The sequence below is a fragment of the Bdellovibrio sp. HCB185ZH genome, assembly GCF_047302455.1.
GTDB lineage: Bacteria > Bdellovibrionota > Bdellovibrionia > Bdellovibrionales > Bdellovibrionaceae > Bdellovibrio.
On sequence record NZ_CP178624.1, the window covers coordinates 3,482,576 to 3,502,057 of the forward strand.

20 protein-coding genes are annotated in these 19,482 nt (G+C 45.3%); 11 read left to right on the forward strand and 9 right to left on the reverse strand.

The features are described from left to right. Window positions 1–3 precede the first annotated feature (3 nt). Complete coding sequence (locus ACLSU7_RS16970; RefSeq protein WP_413293081.1) at window positions 4–771, reverse strand: hypothetical protein; 768 nt, start codon at window positions 769–771, stop codon at window positions 4–6. 108 nt (window positions 772–879) lie between these two features. Between ACLSU7_RS16970 and lgt the strand changes: the two genes are divergently transcribed. Then, window positions 880–1,938 carry a prolipoprotein diacylglyceryl transferase gene (lgt, locus tag ACLSU7_RS16975; protein ID WP_413293082.1) on the forward strand — a complete coding sequence of 353 codons (1,059 nt, stop codon included), beginning with the start codon at window positions 880–882 and terminating at the stop codon, window positions 1,936–1,938. A 59-nt stretch (window positions 1,939–1,997) separates the two neighbouring features. Here the strand turns inward: lgt and hisS are convergent, their stop codons facing one another. After that, complete coding sequence (gene hisS / locus ACLSU7_RS16980) at window positions 1,998–3,248, reverse strand: histidine--tRNA ligase (RefSeq protein WP_413293083.1); 1,251 nt, start codon at window positions 3,246–3,248, stop codon at window positions 1,998–2,000. A 99-nt stretch (window positions 3,249–3,347) separates the two neighbouring features. Between hisS and ACLSU7_RS16985 the strand changes: the two genes are divergently transcribed. From ACLSU7_RS16985 to ACLSU7_RS17005, 5 genes are all read left to right on the forward strand, one after another. Further along, window positions 3,348–3,794 carry a DUF3299 domain-containing protein gene (locus ACLSU7_RS16985; protein ID WP_413293084.1) on the forward strand — a complete coding sequence of 149 codons (447 nt, stop codon included), beginning with the start codon at window positions 3,348–3,350 and terminating at the stop codon, window positions 3,792–3,794. 33 nt (window positions 3,795–3,827) lie between these two features. Next, window positions 3,828–4,307, forward strand: a complete 480-nt coding sequence (locus ACLSU7_RS16990) for a ZrgA family zinc uptake protein (RefSeq protein WP_413293085.1) — start codon at window positions 3,828–3,830, stop codon at window positions 4,305–4,307. Continuing rightward, on the forward strand, window positions 4,297–4,992 hold the full coding sequence (locus tag ACLSU7_RS16995; RefSeq protein ID WP_413293086.1) for an ABC transporter ATP-binding protein: 696 nt from the start codon (window positions 4,297–4,299) through the stop codon (window positions 4,990–4,992). Before ACLSU7_RS16990 ends, ACLSU7_RS16995 begins: the two co-directional genes overlap by 11 nt. Further along, the gene (locus tag ACLSU7_RS17000) at window positions 4,989–6,254 is read left to right on the forward strand and encodes an ABC transporter permease (RefSeq protein ID WP_413293087.1); all 1,266 of its coding nucleotides are present in this window, start codon (window positions 4,989–4,991) and stop codon (window positions 6,252–6,254) included. The genes ACLSU7_RS16995 and ACLSU7_RS17000 overlap by 4 nt, the downstream gene beginning before the upstream one ends. 152 nt (window positions 6,255–6,406) lie before the next feature. Next, window positions 6,407–7,399, forward strand: coding sequence for a PstS family phosphate ABC transporter substrate-binding protein (locus ACLSU7_RS17005; protein ID WP_413293088.1), 993 nt, complete (start codon window positions 6,407–6,409; stop codon window positions 7,397–7,399). Window positions 7,400–7,516: 117 nt separating this feature from the next. On the opposite strand, the gene ACLSU7_RS17010 is transcribed toward ACLSU7_RS17005, so the two are convergent. The 3 genes from ACLSU7_RS17010 to ACLSU7_RS17020 are packed head-to-tail and all read right to left on the reverse strand — an operon-like array spanning window position 7,517 to window position 10,050. Further along, window positions 7,517–8,671: a hypothetical protein gene (locus tag ACLSU7_RS17010; protein ID WP_413293089.1), complete on the reverse strand. Its 1,155-nt coding sequence runs from the start codon at window positions 8,669–8,671 to the stop codon at window positions 7,517–7,519. Between the two features lie 34 nt (window positions 8,672–8,705). Further along, on the reverse strand, window positions 8,706–9,539 hold the full coding sequence (locus tag ACLSU7_RS17015; protein WP_413293090.1) for a hypothetical protein: 834 nt from the start codon (window positions 9,537–9,539) through the stop codon (window positions 8,706–8,708). Window positions 9,540–9,561: 22 nt separating this feature from the next. After that, entirely contained in the window at window positions 9,562–10,050 is a 489-nt protein-coding gene (locus tag ACLSU7_RS17020) for a hypothetical protein (protein WP_413293091.1), read from the reverse strand. A 143-nt stretch (window positions 10,051–10,193) separates the two neighbouring features. Between ACLSU7_RS17020 and ACLSU7_RS17025 the strand changes: the two genes are divergently transcribed. Both ACLSU7_RS17025 and ACLSU7_RS17030 read left to right on the forward strand, forming a co-directional pair. Then, the gene (locus ACLSU7_RS17025; RefSeq protein WP_413293092.1) at window positions 10,194–10,994 is read left to right on the forward strand and encodes a TIGR02147 family protein; all 801 of its coding nucleotides are present in this window, start codon (window positions 10,194–10,196) and stop codon (window positions 10,992–10,994) included. A 159-nt stretch (window positions 10,995–11,153) separates the two neighbouring features. Further along, entirely contained in the window at window positions 11,154–11,345 is a 192-nt protein-coding gene (locus ACLSU7_RS17030) for a hypothetical protein (protein ID WP_413293093.1), read from the forward strand. Here the strand turns inward: ACLSU7_RS17030 and ACLSU7_RS17035 are convergent. Genes ACLSU7_RS17035 through ACLSU7_RS17045 form a run of 3 tightly spaced genes read right to left on the reverse strand, consistent with a single transcriptional unit; the run spans window position 11,342 to window position 16,649 of the window. Then, window positions 11,342–13,153 carry an adenylate/guanylate cyclase domain-containing protein gene (locus ACLSU7_RS17035; protein WP_413293094.1) on the reverse strand — a complete coding sequence of 604 codons (1,812 nt, stop codon included), beginning with the start codon at window positions 13,151–13,153 and terminating at the stop codon, window positions 11,342–11,344. The two genes, ACLSU7_RS17030 and ACLSU7_RS17035, sit on opposite strands and share 4 nt — an antisense overlap. Next, entirely contained in the window at window positions 13,153–14,775 is a 1,623-nt protein-coding gene (locus ACLSU7_RS17040; RefSeq protein ID WP_413293095.1) for a hypothetical protein, read from the reverse strand. Before ACLSU7_RS17040 ends, ACLSU7_RS17035 begins: the two co-directional genes overlap by 1 nt. Further along, window positions 14,775–16,649 (reverse strand): FecR domain-containing protein, encoded by a 1,875-nt coding sequence (locus tag ACLSU7_RS17045; protein WP_413293096.1) that lies wholly within the window; start codon window positions 16,647–16,649, stop codon window positions 14,775–14,777. The genes ACLSU7_RS17040 and ACLSU7_RS17045 overlap by 1 nt, the downstream gene beginning before the upstream one ends. Before the next feature lie 97 nt (window positions 16,650–16,746). Between ACLSU7_RS17045 and greB the strand changes: the two genes are divergently transcribed. The 3 genes from greB (at window position 16,747) to ACLSU7_RS17060 (ending at window position 18,753) form a co-directional block, all read left to right on the forward strand. After that, the gene (gene greB / locus ACLSU7_RS17050; protein WP_413293097.1) at window positions 16,747–17,223 is read left to right on the forward strand and encodes a transcription elongation factor GreB; all 477 of its coding nucleotides are present in this window, start codon (window positions 16,747–16,749) and stop codon (window positions 17,221–17,223) included. Between the two features lie 130 nt (window positions 17,224–17,353). Beyond that, entirely contained in the window at window positions 17,354–17,779 is a 426-nt protein-coding gene (locus ACLSU7_RS17055) for a DUF3465 domain-containing protein (RefSeq protein ID WP_413293098.1), read from the forward strand. After that, window positions 17,767–18,753 carry a YheT family hydrolase gene (locus ACLSU7_RS17060; protein WP_413293099.1) on the forward strand — a complete coding sequence of 329 codons (987 nt, stop codon included), beginning with the start codon at window positions 17,767–17,769 and terminating at the stop codon, window positions 18,751–18,753. Before ACLSU7_RS17055 ends, ACLSU7_RS17060 begins: the two co-directional genes overlap by 13 nt. On the opposite strand, the gene ACLSU7_RS17065 is transcribed toward ACLSU7_RS17060, so the two are convergent. Further along, window positions 18,737–19,366, reverse strand: coding sequence for a hypothetical protein (locus ACLSU7_RS17065; protein WP_413293100.1), 630 nt, complete (start codon window positions 19,364–19,366; stop codon window positions 18,737–18,739). The two genes, ACLSU7_RS17060 and ACLSU7_RS17065, sit on opposite strands and share 17 nt — an antisense overlap. Between the last annotated feature and the right edge of the window lie 116 nt (window positions 19,367–19,482).

Sequence of the window (19,482 nt, forward strand, 5' to 3'; positions counted from 1 at the left end):
AGTCTAAAAGAAAAGTTTAATGCCTGAGCGAATCCCGGTGCGGTCGGTATTTACTTCATCCGTTCCGCCGGGAGCTTTGATTTTCTGTTTCTCTCTAACCCACGAACCAAAGATTCTAAGGGCCTTAAAGTCGATAAATACACTCGCCTCGAACAAGTCTTCTTTCACGTCACCCAGTTGATCATTGCTGACGGGCATGTAGTATCTGTACTTGCCATCCAAACCGAAATATTTGGTCAGGTACATTTGCAAATCCGCTTGTGCGAACTGCTGTGAAAGTTTGGTGGCGGTGGTACCGGTCATATCTCTTGTTCGCAAACCGTATGAAAAAGTCAGGCCCGTGTTTTGTAATGAATTTCCCAACACTCGCAGATGGAATAACCCGGCAAGATCAGAAAAGCTTTCGTTGGTGTTATTCGTGTACTCCGCGCCTACTCCGACAAATTGAGCATAGGCTGCTAATTCGCCGTTAATCACAGAATAGGCTGAATCCGCAACGGAGCCATCGCTGATATGCTTGTCGTACGACAGGTATCCTCCGCCAAGCATGAATTCATAGGGGGAGGGGCTGTTTAAGGAGAGCCACTGATCCATCATGCGATTTTTTTCTTTGATTGCTAGCCAATCCGTTAAAGACCAGCGGCCGGCCTCGCGTTTGGAGGCCCGTTGGGTCCAATCGAATCCATTACTCCACTTCGAGGCTGTTTGCGCCTCTGAATGGAAGGAAAACAAGATAATGCATGACAGAAGTAAATATGAAAATCTGGACATGCCCCCATTTTCTCGCTTTATTAGGACCGAGTCTAAAATTTTCCCTGTTGAGACGCAGGATGAGACACAAATATGAGACGTAAAAACTGTCTCAAAGAAGGATGAACAGTGGTTCACGATTTTGATCCCTTTGCTTTAAGAATTTCTGGTGACTTCGGTGTGCGTTGGTATGGCCTCTCTTACATGATGGGGTTCATCTGTGCTTACTTGTTAATCAAATGGTTGGCACAACGTCAGCGCGCGGGACTAACTGCCCAAATGGTAGGCGATTTCATCACATATGCAGCGATCGGTACTTTGGTGGGCGGTCGTTTGGGTTACGTATTCTTTTATGGCCCTGACCTGATCTGGAAATTCAAATCCGCTTTCCCTTTCTGGGGAGTGCTAGCGGTGAATGAAGGTGGCATGGCGAGTCATGGCGGTATGATCGGTATCGTGGTGGCCTGCCTATTGTACGCACGTAAATATTCTGTCAATGCCACTTACCTTTTTGACTTGGTAGCGGTTGCAGGCCCCGTGGGTGTTTTCTTTGGTCGTATCGCGAACTTCATTAACGGTGAGCTTGTCGGTCGTCCTTGCGATCCCTCTTTCCCGTTGGCGGTGAAGTTTCCACAAGACATCGAAATGTGGCCTTCTCAGGATTTTAATCGTTTGAACGAACTTGGGGATGTGGTTGATAAAATGGGAACGACTCGTGAGCAGTGGTTGGAACTTGTGGGGAAATTCCACATGGATCAAGGTGCTCGTGAACAAGTTTACGCAACTTTGCACAAAATCATTCTTACAATCCAAGATGGCAACACAGCAGTCAAAGCAGCGATTGAGCCGCTGTTAACTCCACGCTATCCGTCGCAGTTGTTTGCAGCTGTGGGCGAGGGGTTGTTCTTATTCGTGGTGCTATTCTTCCTATGGAGAAAACCACGTAAGCCGGGTTTCATCGCATCCACATTCATCGTGCTGTATGCCTTGGTACGCATCGCTGACGAACACTTCCGCATGCCTGATGCCCAAATCGGTTTCCAATGGCTGGGCCTGACTCGTGGTCAATGGTTGAGTGTCGCGATGTTGGCCGTGGGATTTGCACTGATGTTCTTGTGGAGCAGATCTGGTTCGTTGAAAATCAGCGGCTGGGGCCGCGGTCAAAGCATTCGTTTAAACCGTAAATAATTCTTCTCTTTTAGTGGAAAAATAAAAGGACAGGTCTAATGCCTGTCCTTTTTTTATTTTTAGATTTTGAAATCAAAAGTTGCGATTTCACTTCTTTGGACGATGCTTTGCTCTCCTGTCACAAAATTCTTAACCGTGACAGTTTTACTGGTGACTTCGTTGCCACCTAAGATCAGCGCATAGTGTGCGCCTTTGTTATTCGCCTTTTGCATTTTCTTGCTCATTTTGCCGGATAAGAAATTTTCAGCCTTAATCCCGCGACTGCGAATCTCGTGAGCCAGTTTAACACTTTCGTCTTCACCTTGATCATCGGCTCCGATAACCGCGACCAGAACTTCTTTTTTAAGAGCTAGTTCTTTCGGCGTCAGATCAGCCAAGCGGTCAATCCCTGCAGCCCAACCCACTCCTGGCGTGCGAGGCCCACCCATGGTTTCAACCAAGCCGTCATAACGTCCACCAGCTAAGACGGTTCCTTGAGCTCCCAACTTATCAGTCGTGAATTCAAAAACAGTGTGGCAGTAGTAATCAAGGCCACGCACGATGAATGGATTCACTTTGTATGGGATGCCCAACTTTTCAATTCCAGCAATCACTGTGGCGAAAAACTTTTGTGAAGACTCGTTTAAATATTGTTGGAATTTTGGCGCATTTTCGCTCAGTTTTTTGTCGCCCTCGTCTTTGGAGTCCAAAATGCGCAGAGGATTCTTTGCCAAGCGAGTCTTACTGTCTGCAGACAATTGTTCTTGATGCGTGGTGAAGTATTGAACCAAAGCTTCGCGATAGGCTGCGCGGCTTTCAGCATCACCCAAAGTGTTTAGCTCCAGAGTACACTCGCCAGAAATACCGATGCTTTTTAGAAGATCCCAAGCGAAAGCAATACACTCTACATCTGCATGAGGAGTGTCATAACCTAGACACTCTGCGCCTAATTGGAAGAATTGGCGATAACGACCTTTTTGTGGTCTCTCATAACGAAACATGGGGCCAGAATAATAGAACTTTAAAGGAAGATTTTGGCTCATGCCTTCTGAAATAAAAGCGCGCGCCACGCCTGCCGTGCCTTCGGGTCTTAAAGTGAGGCTTTCTCCACCGCGATCTGTAAAGTCATAAGTCTCTTTACTAACAACATCCGAAGTTTCGCCTAAAGTGCGATGAAATACGTCAGAAAATTCAAAAATCGGCGTTTCTATTTCGCCATAACCGTAAAGATTTGCTTTTTCATAGGCTGATTCTTCGACAAAACGAAAGACTCTGCTTTCCTCTGGAAGAAGATCACGCGTGCCACGAACTCTTTGAATTTTTCCGCTCATAATTAGTACCTCTTGGTATCAGGTTTTTGGTTATAGCAGAGATGCTGAGGTCAAGCAAAGCTATTGCATTTAAGAGGGCAGAGGCCTTAAATTAGATCTATGAGGAACTGGCTTGTACCCGGTATTTTAATTCTAGCTGTCATCGCCTCAGTCGCTACTTATCAACGACTGAAAGAGGGCCCTGATCTGGGTGGCGCGACCGTCGATTGGCGCCTGTTGGGGGAGATGGATTATATTACCGGCAAGGGCACTCCCGAGTTGGAGGCCTTGAATGAAAAACCAGTGAGAATTCCGGGTTTCATGGTGCCGCTTGAAGACGAGCAGCGCCAAGTGGTGGAGTTTTTGTTGGTGCCAAGTTCTCAGGCGTGCATTCACGTTCCCGCTCCGCCGCCGAATCAGATGGTCTATGTTAAAATGAAAAAGGGTGTGCCAGCAATGCAAGGCCCAATCTGGGTGTATGGCACTTTTAAACTCGTAACCAAGAAATCAATGTACGGTGACGCATCCTTCGAAATTACTGGCGAGGCTGTAGAGCCTTATAAATAGGTTCCGCTCAGAATCGCCCATAAAGGGGGTTTTATGTTCAAGGTGCTTTTGTTTTCAGTGTTGGCCTTGGCCGCACGCGAGCAAGGGGCTCATGCCCACGGTGTCGCAACGGTCGATGTCGCATTTGATGGAAAAAACGGCAAAATTGAGTTCCACGCTCCAGCTTCCAGTATTTATGGCTTTGAATACGAAGCTAAATCTGTCAAAGACAAGGCCAATAAAGAGGCAGGTCTTAAGAAATTTAATGATAAAGTGAATGACTTGTTTCAGTTTGCAGCGGAAAACAAGTGTGAAGTAAAAATGGATTACAACGAAGTTGTCCAAAAGGACAAACATGCGGATGTAAATGCCATTTTTAATGTGACTTGTGAAACTGCACCGACTGGTACAGCGGTGACTTTTGGGGTGCAAAAAGTGTTTACTCACGTGAAGACTGTGAAGGTCACAGTGATCACCGGGGAAACACAAAAGTCCCAGGAAATTAAGAAGAGCGGAGAACAGGTTGAGCTCTAGTGAAGCTTTGATTGAAATTCGTAACCTTGAGTACACTTATCCTGGCTATAACAAGCCAACGTTAGTGGTACCCGAGTTCACGGTGCAAAAAGGGGAAGAACTCTTTTTGTATGGTCCCAGTGGGACTGGCAAAACAACTTTGTTGGAATGTCTTTCAGGAGTTTTGGTTCCTACGAAAGGCAGCATCAAAATTTTGGGCTGTGAGCTTTCGACGATGAGTTCTGCGGAACGCGATGCTTTCCGTGCTGAACACATGGGTTATGTTTTTCAAAGCTTCAACTTGATTCCGTATCTTTCGGTCATTGAAAACATTGAATTGCCTTTGCATCTAAGTCCTGTGCGTAAATCCCGCTTGGGTAGCGTGGATACGGACATGGTGATCCGTGCTTTGTGCGGTAACTTGGGTATCGGTGATTTGCTGGATAAAAAAGTGACTGAGTTGAGCGTAGGACAGCAGCAGCGTGTTGCCGTCGCGCGAGCCTTGTTGGGGAAACCTGACTTGTTGTTGGCAGATGAGCCGACATCGGCACTCGATGCCGATCATCGCGAGAAGTTTTTGAAGCTGCTTTTTGACTTGTCTGAGCTTTATGGAACGACAGTGGTGTTTGTTTCTCACGATCGAGGTATTGAGAGCCTCTTTACACGTTCGCTGTCGCTTGAATCAATTAACAGGACAGCACGATGATCTTCTTGAACCTGGCTATTAAATCTCTTAAAAACCGCGCCTTGGCGACGACTTTGACTGTGATTTCTATTGCCCTCAGTGTAGGGTTGCTTTTGTCAGTGGAGCGCGCGCAAAGAGCGGCGCAAGAAGGTTTCACTCAAACTATTTCTAAAACTGATTTGATCGTGGGTGCGCGCAGTGGCCCGTTGCAGCTGATTCTGTATACAGTGTTCAATATGGGGAATGCGACTCACAACGTGTCCTATGAATCCTACCAAGAGATTCAAAAGCACCCGGCCATTGAATGGACGATTCCGTACTCGCTAGGGGACAGTCACCGTGGTTTCCGTGTTGTCGGTACGACGGCTGATTTCTTTAAGCATTATCATTATCGCGGTGATCAGAAAGTTTCATTGCATTCCGGGCATGAACTTCAGGATCTTTGGGATGTAGTCATTGGAGCCGAGGTTGCCCACAAGCTTGGTTATAAACTGGGTGACAGCGTGGTCATCGCTCACGGGGTGACGAAGGGTGAAGGCGTGCTGAAACATGACCGTCGTCCTTTTAAAATCGCAGGTATTTTGAATAGCACGGGAACTCCGCTGGATCGTTCGGTTTATGTCAGCCTAGAGGGGATGGAAGCCCTTCATATGGACTGGCAGGATGGTGCCGTTCCTTCGGCGGCGAAAGAAACTCCCGTCGCTGAAATCAAAAAAGAGAATATAAAAATTCACAGCATCACAGCGTTTTTCGTGGGCGCAAAATCTCGCGTGGAAACTTTGAAGCTGCAACGTGAAATCAACGAATTCAAAGCAGAGCCTTTGCTTGCAATCATTCCAGGCGCAACTTTAAGTGAGTTGTGGCAGGGACTTTCCTATGTTGAAAATGTTCTGCGTATGATTTCCTGGATGGTACTAGCTGTCGGCTTTATGGGGATGTTGATTGCATTGACGACGACATTGAATGAACGTCGTCGCGAGATGGCGATCTTGCGTGCTGTTGGTGCGGGCTCGCAACAAATCTTGGGACTTTTGGTTTTTGAATCCGCTCTTTTGACAGTTGTCGGAGTGGTGTCGGGTACTATTTTGTCTTTCGTGCTAGCGATCGCTTTGAAACCTTGGTTGGAAAACGAATTTGGTCTGTATTTAGATGGTGCTGCTATCACCGGTTCTGAACTGATCTATATCTTTGCAGCCATTGCCGCGGGCATCTTAATTGGTTTAATTCCAGCACTACGTGCCCAAAAACAAGCTCTGAAGGACGGCCTTAGCGTCCGCCTTTAAAGTGTATAGCTTCCTCCTTGCGCCTTGATAAAACTTATCCGGCGCTAAAGGAGTTTCCTTAACGATTCCCTGACACAATCTTAACCCTGGGGAGATACCTCTTCACCAGGGACTTTGTTAGTTTTCTGATATCCATTTATCGGAGGATAATAATGAAGTTCTTGATCATGAGCGCTTTGGTTCTAAGCGCATTTGCCGCAAAAGCGGAAAGCCTAGTTAAAATTGATGGTTCCAGCACGGTATTTCCAATCACTGAAGCTGTATCTGAAGAATTCCAAACTGTTTCTAAAGGTGCAACGAAAGTAACGGTCGGCGTATCTGGTACTGGTGGTGGTTTCAAAAAATTCTGCCGTGCTGAAACAGATATCCAAAATGCATCTCGCCCCATCACTAAAGAAGAAATGGCGGCGTGCCGTACTGCTAAAGTGACATACTTTGAATTGCCAATCGCTTTCGATGCGATCGCGATCGTCGTAAATCCAAAAAACAACTGGGTGAATGAAATCACAACTGAAGAATTGAAAAAAATGTGGGAGCCAGCAGCTCAAGGCAAAATCATGACTTGGAAACAAGTGAATGCAAAATGGCCTGACGAAAAGCTGACTCTTTTCGGTGCTTCAACGGATAATGGAACTTTCGATTACTTCACAGAGGCGATCGTTGAAAAATCCAAATCTTCTCGCGGTGACTACACAGCTTCTGTTGACCACAACACACGCGTAACGGGTGTGAACGGCAACAAAGGTGGCTTGGGCTATCTTCCGTACGCTTACTATGTGACGAACAAAGATAAATTGAAATTGTTGGGCGTCATCGGTGGTCCTAAATCACCTGCGAAAAACAAAGCGGTTCTTCCTGATGAAAAAACTGTGATCTCTGGGCAATACAACCCGCTATCTCGTCCTATCTTCATTTACGTTTCTCAAGAAGCGATGAAAAAACCCGAAGTAAAACAATACGTGGAATTCTATTTGGACAAAGCGGCTGAAATGGCGAAACAAGTTCAGTACATCCCACTTCCAGCAAACGCTTATAAAACAGCTAAAGAGCATTTGACGAAAAAGAAAACCGGAACTGTTTTCGGTGGCGAAGGCAAAGTCGGTTTGACGATCGAACAGATTCTAAAACTAGAAGCGACTCTGTAAGCAGATCTTTGTACAGCAAATTCTGAAAGATCGTGGCTTGAAAAAAAAGCGCTGACTTAAAAGTCAGCGCTTTTTTGATTTTGTATGCTTTCAAAAACAAGTGGTTTATAAAAATCTTCATTGTACTTTTTCCCACTTCAAATCATGAGGTGCACATTCAATTTTAGTTTGAGAAGACTCGTTTAAAACCCCTTCTCCAACCTCGGCACCATAGCGCTTAAACGTAGTAGTAGTTTCTATACGTGTCACTTTGAAGTTAACGGGAGAAATCCCAACTGAGCCGTGTGAGCCCCAAAGAAGAGGCACTGTCGCAAGATATGTTTGATAGTTGCTCTTACTACATAGCCAATAAACAGCGTTCGCGGAAGTATAGTCAATTTCGCGCTTGTTTTTATCAAGAGTTTTACACTGGCCATCTGTAATGCCCGTTCCAGAGTAGTCTATAGGCATAATATTAATTGTATATTCTCGGTCTTTAAGGAAGTTTCGATCGTCCCCTTCGTATTCAGCAATGCTTTTCGCGATTGCACCACCAAAGCAACTTTTCTTACCGCGAAGGTCCTTTTTAAATTCATTCTTCAGCCAAACTTTAGTTTGAGCGTCTTTAGATTTTCCGTTGACGTAGATTTCAAGAAATTTTCCGGAAACTTCATAATTGCGGTCATTAATTCCAGCCAATCCTAAGTATTCATGAAGTAGCAAACTCATCGAACGACCTGACACCTCGACTAATTCCGACGCACAAAATTTAGGAGAAACATAGATAACGCCGTCGAAAGGGTAGTTCATCGCATCCTTGGCTTGTCCGTCCTTAATGAGAGCCTCTTTTAGATAAAATCTTGTCTTTTTCATCGTGGAGATAACTTTTGACGAATCTGAGCCGGGGAAGATCGATTGGTACATACTTTCGCTTAACAGTTCCATAAGTGTTGTAGTGTTTTGAGTGATAGCAAGGGCGCAGGAGTTGCCTCCGCCGCCAGTACGAGGCCCTTCCATTGGAGGGTGGCTGTTTTCACCAAAAATGGTTTTAGTATCAAGAATCAAAGCTGGCGACTGCGGTTGTTTGTCTTTCGCGATATTGGGCTTCGTTGTGATCGTAATATTTGTTTGGCCTCCATAAGGGGAAGCGGGATTTCGGATTGACGTTGCACAGGCGGTGGAGGTCTGGACCACGCAGCCCAAAATTGCTATGGAGGTGTAAAACTTTTTTACAGTCAGATTCAATACAGACATATTTAGCCTATTCTTTGTTAATGAATTTATTAATTGCACATCCTATGCTCGCAAACTGTCGTCCTGGGACTGGCTACGGAAGTGGTGTTGGTAAGTCAGAATTTGAGTTTGGACCGCAGCTTTCCTGAAGCTTATTCAAAGCAGCGGTTGAGCCCCTCAATGAGAAGTTCATTGCTTCTAATTTTACCTCTGTACCATCTGGTTTTATCGCTACAAGTGTCATGCTGAGCTGAGACCCCTTTTTCAATTCAGCGATGCTTGATGGCGGTATTTGAGTTGGAGTGATATAGCGATTGTCAGCTACCGACCAATTGGATTTCTGCGTCTGACCGCTATCCAATTTGCAATCCACTTTCAGTGTCGCTTTCGCATAAAGCACAGCACCTTGAGCTGCAAGATGGGTTTTCTCATTCAACCGGATAGCCCAGCTAACTTGCGCAGATTTAGGTTTACAACTAATTACTAAGGTTGCGCTGCTTGCTTTGTCCGTTTGATAGGCGGAATAAATCACTTGATTGGTGTCTGCATATTCTTTGTTCATCCACGTAGACTCAGGAGATGAAGGGGGATTGTTGTTACCATCGATTTTTCTAAAACGGAGAGCAGTAGTACCAGTATCTAAGGAAACAATGTTGCCCGGTATAAAATTCAATATGCCACTTCCGGTTTTATCCTTGCACTTTCCGCCATTGCAGAGAAAAGGAAAACGTTTTCCCTTAGACCAAGGAGCCCAGTCGTTACCAAACGCAGACACAAATACACCAGAGTCACCATTTGCATCAATGATGATCCCTCCATCAAAGCCCTCGGGAAGAACGGCGCGATATTCGCCGATTCCATCTTTCCAACTCACAGCAAAGGTGTTCATGGAAATAAGTAAAATTGGAATTAGAATTATTGATTTCATATGTCACTCCTGCGAACATTTTTTATTTGATACGAGTGCAATGGGCTAACCCAATACTTGCTTCAGTCGGGAATGCATCACTTACGCCATAACCTGTATTTTCTGTGATCTGATTAAGAATATAGGCGTTGTCAGAATAAAATGTTAGAGCAAGCCACGACTTGTAAACGACCTTCAGCTGAGCTTGCTTTTCAGGCAGCGTGAGGATTAGTCCGTCATTAGTGATTTGAACATGTCCTTTGATATTCATAACTTTTGTGAGAACTTCACTGTATGCTCCGTTGACGTCCGCATCATAGGGCGATTCTATTTTTATAGGTTTGCGTGCCTTAATCTTTGATTGCAGTCGAATTGTGATACCGCTTTGATCGTAGCTGATGGATCCTCGTGAACCACCCATTTTTTCATCCTCGTTGCAGCTGTACAGAACTTTTTCTTTCGCGGATACAGTCATCGATACTAAGACTGTTGCGATAAGAGTAAGTGTGTTTAAAGCGAACTTGTTTTTCATAAGATCTCTCGTTTAGACGCTATTGTCGGTACGACCGAAGATATGGGACTAAGGTCTTTTTTAAAATATAAAAGTTATTAATTAATTACCTATTTGTTCATTTAAACTTTACATGTGTATATGCCGTGGATAGGCTATTCATTATGACGACTGTATTTGATTATAAATCCTATAAAAATTTCCTGACTGATACCTGCAGCGGCGAGCGCGGTCTGTTGACGAGGCTTGCTGAGTCCGGGGAGTGCCAGAAGTCTTATCTGTCAGCCTGCTTAAACGGCAAAAATCATCTGACTCTAGATCAAGTATTCGGTATGGCTGAGTACTTAGGAATGAATGACGACGAGCAAGAGTATTTGTTTTTGCTGGTGGAAAAAGAAAAAGCTAATACTCCTAAGCTTAGAAGAAAATTGGAAGACAAACTTCGCGATCTGTCTCGTGAAGCTTACAGGCTTAAAAATCAGCAGCGTGAATCTCAGGTGATCTCGAATGTCGATTCTGGTGTTGGAACTTATTATTCTAACTGGATGCTGACTGCTATTCATACACTGATTTCAATCACCAAGTTCCAAACCGCAGAGCAAATTGGAAAGCGATTGGGATTGTCGGCAGTCGTAGCACAGCATTTTCTAAACCAATTGGAAGCTTTAGAGTTCGTTAAGAAGGACGGCAGCCGGTATAAATGGGCCTCAGGAAATCTACATCTTTCAGACGATAGTAGCTGGATTGCTAATCATCATTTGAACTGGCGCGTGCGTGCAATAGATAACACTCAAAAAAATGATAGAACCTCTATGCACTACACAGCTATTCAATCTATGTCAGAAGACGACTTTGAACTACTTAAGAAGAAGATCGCGAACTTTATAAAGGAGTTCAATAAAGTCTCCGATCCTTCCGAGCCGGAGGAAGCTTTTTGTTTTAGTATCGACTTTTTTAAAATCTAATGTTTCTGATTCCACTCATGGTTGGGATGGCGCTGACTTCTGATGAGCACCGAGGCGATGAAGTTTATTTGCGACACGATGCGGAACCGCAGCGGAAGTGAAATTTACTACGTTGGCAACACTGGAAAAGGGAATTACCGTTGAGTGGTGGGGGAAGTCATGAAGTTTGTTAAAGTTACGCGTGCGCAGGAAGTATTGCATCTTAACGCTCAACATATCCATTGGATGTCACAACATGAGCGTGATGAGGGTGGCGTAAAGGTTTCCTACACCGTGATCCGATTCAGTCTTGATACCCATGACAAAATCGAAGTGAAGGAAACCGTCGAAGAAATTATGAAACAGCTTTAAGAAGCTTTGATTTTCACTTTATCAGCAGATTCTGCTTCGTAATCTGAGTAAGGCGTTTTGACTTCGACGTATTTGTCTCCGGCTTTGTAAGCGCGGACTTTGTACATCTTGATCGCTTCAGAGCGGCCTTTTACCTCGGCAGCACCCGCAAGCTCAGTTTTAAACGCATCACCCACTTGATCAATAACCGAATCAGTAACCAACAAGTCAGCTCCAAAAGCCTTCGTCGAGGCTTCGATACGAGAAGCTGTATTCACGGTATTACCGATAACTGTGTACTCCATACGCTCGTCAGAACCAATCGTTCCCGAGATCGCAGGACCTGCATGCAAGCCCATACCGATATTAATCGGAGGCTGACCACGGGCAATACGGGTCTCATTTAATTTGTCTAGACCACGGCGCATTTCCAGACAGGCACGAACTGCATTGAAGGCATCTTTTGGACCTGTTTTAGGAGCTCCCCAAACAGCCATGATCGCATCCCCGATAAATTTATCAACGACACCACCATGGGCATTGATGATTCCCACCATCACACCAAAGTATTCATTCAGCATCTCTACGACTTCTTCAGGAGAGCGTTTTTCAGAGAAGGCCGTAAATCCACGGATATCCGAGAAAAAGACCACCACGTTTTTACTTTGACCGCCGACACCGATGTCTTTACCGATCAAGTCCTCTGTCACCGCCGAGCCGTGGAACTTCGAGAACAAGCTTTTTACTTTATCGCGCTCTTTAAGACCTTCTGTCATGTGGTCAAAGGCTGAAGCCAAGTCACCCACTTCGTCGTGGGATTTAACATGCTCACGGGCTTTCACGTCGAAATTACCCTTAGAAACCATGTTGATCAAACCGGCTAATTTTTCAATCGGGGAGGTCAGCGTCATAGAGAACAGGAAGATAAAGAAAATCGCAAGCGAGATCGCGGAACCTGCCACAAAGATCGCTCGGCGTTTTACTTCATTCGATACTTCCAGGATCGCAGCCTCAGAGGTTTGCGAAATCACCATTGGACCATAGGACGTCTTAACCGACGCACCAAAGAAGTTAGATTGAGTTTCTGGATCCACAAACTTCGTTTGATACTGCGGAGACTTAGTGTTCATGGCTTTTGTCACGAACGGGTAAGCCTTCATACTTAAACGAGAGATCGCTTTTTGTTCGTCTTTATGGGCAAGCACCTCACCCTGGCCATCAATCAGATATTGAGTGCGCTCGGAAAGATCCGTGAAGGGCTTTTGCAGGGGAGCCATCATCACGTCAGCCAAAACCACGTGAGTGATTTTCCCTTGAGCATCTTTCACCAACGGAATACCAATCGTGATCATTGCGGGAGCTTTTGGATAAGATGCATTTTTAATTTCAATGCTACCTTCAGCTAAATTGCGCACAGGGAACTGCTGCCAAGCACGCAAGTTTACAAAATAAGACTCGCCCAATAAGTAAGGCTTCAAAACATCTTCTTTTACTTTGCGAGCTACGGACTCCACTGAAGAGCCATTCAGTTTCAAAACTTCCAAAGCCACAAAGTTTTTGTCTTTGGTAAAATTGAAATCCAGGTCTTCCGCTGCTGCTGCACCCTTCATCAGCAGGGAACCATTCGTACGCGTTTTATCGATTAAAGATGCGATGATGTTATCAACTTCTTTGGCTTTCGCTGAAGCGGATTCCAGGTTGGCGATATCGACCTGCTCCGAGGCTTTTTTCTCGAAGTAGTTTGATGAAATCAGTGTGATCGCTCCGGTGGAGGCCACCAGAATCAGAATCGTCACTGTGATGAGTTTGGTTGAGATGGGTATTCTCATTAAAAACTCCATTCCGCGAAGAAGTTAAGATAATTGCCGACAACAACAGATTCATTTAAGTCACCTTCCATCGCAAAATTCGACGTCGAAGGGACGGCTTTGTAAGACATACGGTCTTCGCGGCGTGCATAGCCCATAAGTCCTGTGAACCTTTCACTAAATCTATAGCTGCCTAAAATTCCAAATTGAGTTGAAATCGTTGGTGAAATGTCCTGACCATTTGGTGTGGACACTTTCATCACCGATGCATAAACATGGGCATTCAACTGAATACCCCATTTCGGAGTCAGCGAATACCAATACTCGACACCACCGTGGGGGCCGATAGAGCTGATGGTTTGATTTTCTGAGGTACCCGTAAACGGATCACCAATCGTTTCCGGAAGTTCTTTATAGAAAGCTCCCAGCTGATAACGAAGTTCAGCGCGATCACCGACCGGCTGTTTGTAGACTGCGTTGGCTTCTGCTGCCGCAAAGGTACGGACCTGTCCGCCAATTGTGAAGCCACTTAAATCAATAATGGTTAGGAATCCCCACGGAGATTTGCGACCATTCCAGCCCACACCCACGCGACCTGTGCCACCGAAAGCATCATAGGCAACCTGGGAGTTTTTCTCTGGATTTGAACCCGAGAATTTCATATCAGTCACAAGGTAACTTGCGATGCCGTACCAGCCATTGGTTTTCTCAATCGAGCGACGAACCAAAGCCGTGTATTCAGCAGCAGCAGAGCGATCACCTTCGCGAACATCAAAAATAATTTTACTGGATGGGGAAGCTGGGCGCAGATCGGACTTTGCTTTCAAGATGATCTGGTATTTTCCACCTTCCCAAGACGAATCAAACGGCAGAGAGTCTTCCGTATAGCTTTCATACGTTTTTACTTTTTCCCATTTTTTCGTCGTCGGATTCGCACGAGCGACAATCACTTCGTATTCTTTGATATAATCTGGTCGAGACCATCTGATTTCACGCACAAACATGGACTCAGGTTTTACGATTGCGGGTGCTGCCAAAGCTTTACCCATCACGGTGAACTGCGCCGTGGATGTTGCATCACTGGAAATACCTTCAGAGCTTTGAGCTGTGACTTTCCAAGTATAAGAACTTGCCACAGGAACCGATGTTTTGAATTTCGCTTCTTTTACGATTTCAGAAATTTTGGTTTTTCCGTCTTCAGAAGTCAGTTCAAACGCATATTGGTCTGCGCCACCCACTGGATCCCATTTAAATTCGACGTCTGTTTTTTCTTCGTCATTGGAGGCGACAGATGATTTCGGAGCAGGGGATTTCATATTCACATTATCCAGGCCCACGTTGAACTCACTCGGCTCAGACCATTCACCCGGAACGCCACGATAATCGCGCGCACGCAATTTCATCATGTACTTACCCGGTGTCAGGCGACCGTTCCAGATGGAATCAGCGGTTTTAAAGCTGAAGGTTTTTGGCTTTCCGGTTTCGCCTTCTTTTTTCACTTGAGTCAATTCGATATCATAGGACTTTGCACCCTCAATTTGCTCCCACTCAAAGTTCACCAGGCGACGATATGGCTCGGCCTTGGCGGTCACTCCGCAGATAAGAAGCATTGGTAAAAGAAGGGTGGCAAGTCTCTTCAACATCAATTCACTTTAATTTTTTTCAATGTAGGTGCCTTCAAGTTCGATTTATCCGGCACAATTAATTTACGAACAGGTCCGGTTTCTCCGGCACGACCGTAAGTGTCTTGCGCTGAGATCATCACTTCATACTCACCCGGCAAAAGATTGCGGATGGCCGTGGACGTGTTCTTATATTTAGTACGTTTCAATTCTTTTCCGTCTTTTTTGATCACGAGTTCGTAATCAGCCGCACCCTCAATTTTGTTCCACTCTAAAGTCGAACGGCCATCCATCGAGGCTTGAAGCGGGCCTTCAGTCGGGATGAACAGGGGAGCTTTCAAAATCGGCATCGGTGTCACCGTGATGGCTTGAGAAGTTCCAGAACCCACCACTTGACCGTCTTTATCAACAGCTTCAATCGATGCAATGTAACGACCAGGTTTAGGAACCGAAGCCGTCAGTTTATTTTCTTTCACTTCCACCGGTTGAACATCTGCTGCTGTTTGAGATTCGTCATGCAGTCTTACGCGATAAGCGCTGACATTTTGCATGTTCTCGGCACCCCAGGACATATTCACTTTAGGAGAATCCACAAAGTACTGAGTCATTTGTGATTCCGACATGGTGAAAGCCAAAGGTTTAACTTCAGGTTTCGGAGCAGGGGTTGGAGCCGCCGCTTCTGCTGAAGCCTGCTTTAACATCTCTGTGAATTTCACCGAAAACTTCTGCATTTTTCCAAGCACGGGTTTGTCTGAATCATTAAAATAAGAAGTCATGCGCCAGTAATACGTACCTTCTTGAAGGCCGGGCATCGTATAGCTGTCTTCTGTGGTAAATGTTTTTGTCGCAATCGGTTGAGTCAATTTGGCGTCTGACCAAACCTGCAAAGTCATCTGACGAGTGTCCTCACTTTTTTGCCATTTAAATGTCATATCAAATGGATTTGTGTGAGCAGGAATTTCCACGTCAGCTGTCGGGAAAGTCACCGTCGGAGCATAGCGCGCCTGAATTTCTGTTCTGTAAATCGGGCTCTCGCCCAGAGATTCGCCCGTAGCAGATTTTGCCACGAGTTTCCAATAGTGCTTACCAAACGGAAGCTTCGCCATAATGACAGAATCACCCGCAGGTGCTTTTGCCATCTCTTTCATTTCACGACGGTTGGTGCCGGTGAATAGAGAAACTTGTGCATCCGACGGGAAGCCTGACCATTTAATGGGAATCGGTTGTAAATCATCGGCGTTCATTGCTACTGGTTTTTGCAAATTCGGGCTGGTGATTTTCACGCTGTTTTTATCAAACTGTAAACCACTCGCACCCAAAGCACCGAAACTTCCTGTTGAGATCTCCTGACTTTTACCGTCTTTGGATTTCACCGAAGCTTTACCTTCAAGGACTTGGACATCGACAGAGTTGCCACTGCCTTTAGAAAGAGAGGCAGACGCCTGACTCAAATCGACTTTACCATTCGCAGAATTAAGAACGAGTCCGGGAGCGTTGCCTTCTTCTTTACCAGCCTTCGCGTTAACGAAAAGACTACCTTCCATCAAATCAAGAGCGATTTCGCCCTGGGATTTTTTAATAACGATCAATGATTCTGGTTCCAAATCCAAATAGCGATCTGAATCTGTAAATTGAATGCGCACTTCGCCGCGATCAGAAGTACGAATAGCTTCACCGTCATAAAGTGGCTCACCAGAGTTTACTAATTGCCATAGCAGGCGAGTTGCCGGGCGGCGTTGGATATCGTCAACAACTTTGCCAACGTAAGCCAGCGGTTTCTCATTGGTATGAGAGTTTTGCTGCTTGTCCGTTGATTGATACCAAATCCACGTCAGCGCAAAAACAGATGACGAGCTTATCGCAGCGACAACTAGTCTCTTCACTTGATTTTTCATCTGTTTCCTCCTCATACATTTATCGGAAAATTTCTCGATTTATTTGATGGTCCAAAAGACTTGGATTGTGACTGGAAAATGGTCTAGTATGTTACGCATGGATAATAACAAGAACTACATCACCCCCGAAGGTCTAGCGAAACTGCGCGACGAGTACCAATCTTTGATGCATGGTGAACGCCCAAAAATTGTAGAGATCGTTCAGTGGGCTGCAAGCAATGGCGACCGCTCCGAGAACGCGGATTATCAATATGGAAAAAAGCGTCTGCGTGAAATCGATCGCCGCGTTCATTTTTTAACAAAAAGAATTGAAGATGCTGAAGTCGTTGATCCTAAATTGATGAAGGGTGAGAAGGTTTTATTCAGCGCCACTGTCACTCTGGTCACTGAAGATGGTGACGAGCTCATATATCAAATTGTTGGCGAAGATGAATTTGATGCGAAAGCGGGCAAGATTTCTTGGAAGTCACCAGTGGCGCGTGCACTATTAGGAAAAATGCTCGGAGATGAGGTAAAACTCGTCAAGCCATCAGGCGAAGTTTTCGTAACGATCGAGAATGTCGAGTATAAGTAAAAATTTCACTTTTTGTCATTAGGGTCACAAATAAGGCCCTGACAAAACCCTAAAGAAATAGCGTATTTATTGTCTTGTTTTTGTTCTAACAAATGATAACTTCGGTGCCGATTCAGAGGGGGATCACACAATGAAGTTAACGACTCGTTTACTTTCAGTTCTTTTATCAGTTGCTGCAATTTCAAGTCATGCTTACGCCTATTACCAAGCTTCCGGAAACGACTCTGCGATCGTAAGTGCGATGGAATCTCACAGACGTGTTGATTATGTTGAAGGCTCCGATATGGAAGTGATCCAAGTTTTGCCTGACGACACGAATGGCAATCAACACCAAAAGTGGGTTGTGAGACTTTCAAATGGAAAAACTATGCAAGCCGTGTACAATTCAGACATGTGCCCACGCGTTCCCGTACAAATCGGCGATCGCGTAGCTATGGGTGGAATGTTTCTTTGGACAAACCAAGGTGGTTTGCTTCATTGGCTTCATCACGATCCACGCGGCAATCGCCCCGATGGATACGTGATGCTAAATGGGACTTACTATTGCAAAGACTAGAGTTGATTTCATGTGAAGCTCCGTTCTGGGCCGATAGCGGTCACGGACAAACCTTATGGGGGCATTTCCTAAAATCACCTGAGTTAGAAAATCCTGGAATTAATTTTGAAGTCGATCTTCCTGATGGGGATCGACTTTTTTGTTATTATCACCCAGGTCACACGGATCTGGTGGTCAGTCTTTACCATGGCCTTTCCGGAGACATGCATGCCGATTACATGCAACGTACAGCGATCCTCTGTCGCAAGCTTGGGCACACCGTCGTTTTGGTCAATCACCGCGGCGCGGGTCCCGGATTGACCGCGGCAAAAAATCCTTATCATTCGGGCAGAGCAGAAGATGTTTCTGAAGTCCTAAAAGTTTTAAGAAAGAAGTTCCCGAGCAAGAAACAGATCGCTATCGGTTATTCGATGAGTGGTTGTATTGTGCTCGGCTTGGGTGGTGGCTTTCGTGGCGATCACAAACCCGATGGCATCATCACGGTCAATGCGCCACTGAATCTGGGACGGGGAGCGCGTTTACTCGGAAGTGGCTTTAATCGTATTTACGACGTTCGTTTTGTCCATCGCCTGCGCCAGAACATTGATATGAAATACCGCCATGGATTAATCCAGCAACCTTATCGTATTCCGATTTGGGCGACGATTCATGATTTGGACAGTATCTACACGGCACCCGCATCGGGTTTCCGCGACCGTGAAGATTACTACGAGAGTTGTTCTGCGATTCACTATGTTCACAAGATCGATGTGCCCACGTATATGCTGACTGGTGCCGATGATCCATTTGTGACGGTGCAAGATTATCGCGATGCCAATTTATCCAAAGATATTTCCCTGCACATTGAAGGGCGAGGTGGGCACCTTGGGTATATTGCAAAACAAAAAACGCCGTTGGGCAGTCATCGCTGGCTTGATTATTATCTGCACGAAGCATTGCAAAACATGGCCGAAGAATTCACTGCCGGTTCGTAAAAATGCTGTCCCGGAATAAATTCAGACGTTCTTTCCACACATGATAAGACTTTGACGATCTGCCGGAATCGTAAACGGGGATCTCAATAATACTTAAAGTCTGCAGTCGTGCGCTTTGATGCAGAGCTGGAGTTAAATACCAACCGCGCAGTTTTTGCAGAGGAAGCTCCGAACGGATTTTCTCCCAAGCGGATTTTTTAATGGCAATGACCTCACAAAGTGGGTCTTGCAACGAATTGTGATATTTTTCGCGCAGAATATTATTAAACAGAATTTCCGTTTTGGTGCGGGGTGAGTCTCCACGAAGAAACGGATTTTCCTTTTTACGATAGCGATCGCCCCAACACACGTCGACTTTTTCTTCAGCGACCAGGTGCTGCCATAATTTAAAGACATCTCCAAAAGGGGAGGCGAGTTCCGAGTCCAGAATCATCACATAGGGAGCACGAGCTAATTCCATGCCTTGGTAAAGACTGAGTGCGCGTCCTTTCTTTAGTTCATTTTTATGGACGCTGAGTGTTTCATTGGTACCAGATTTTTCAGCTTGTAAATTAAGCACTGCAAAAGTTTTATCGGCGCCTTGCTCCACAAGAGCAATCAACTCGTACTTCATTGGAAATTTTTGAAAGAACGTGCGTAAATCCTGAAGAAAAGAAGGGATAACGTCCGCATCTTTGTTCAGATATACAAGGAGAGAGCAGTGAGGTGTTGACTCTGAGGATTCCATCT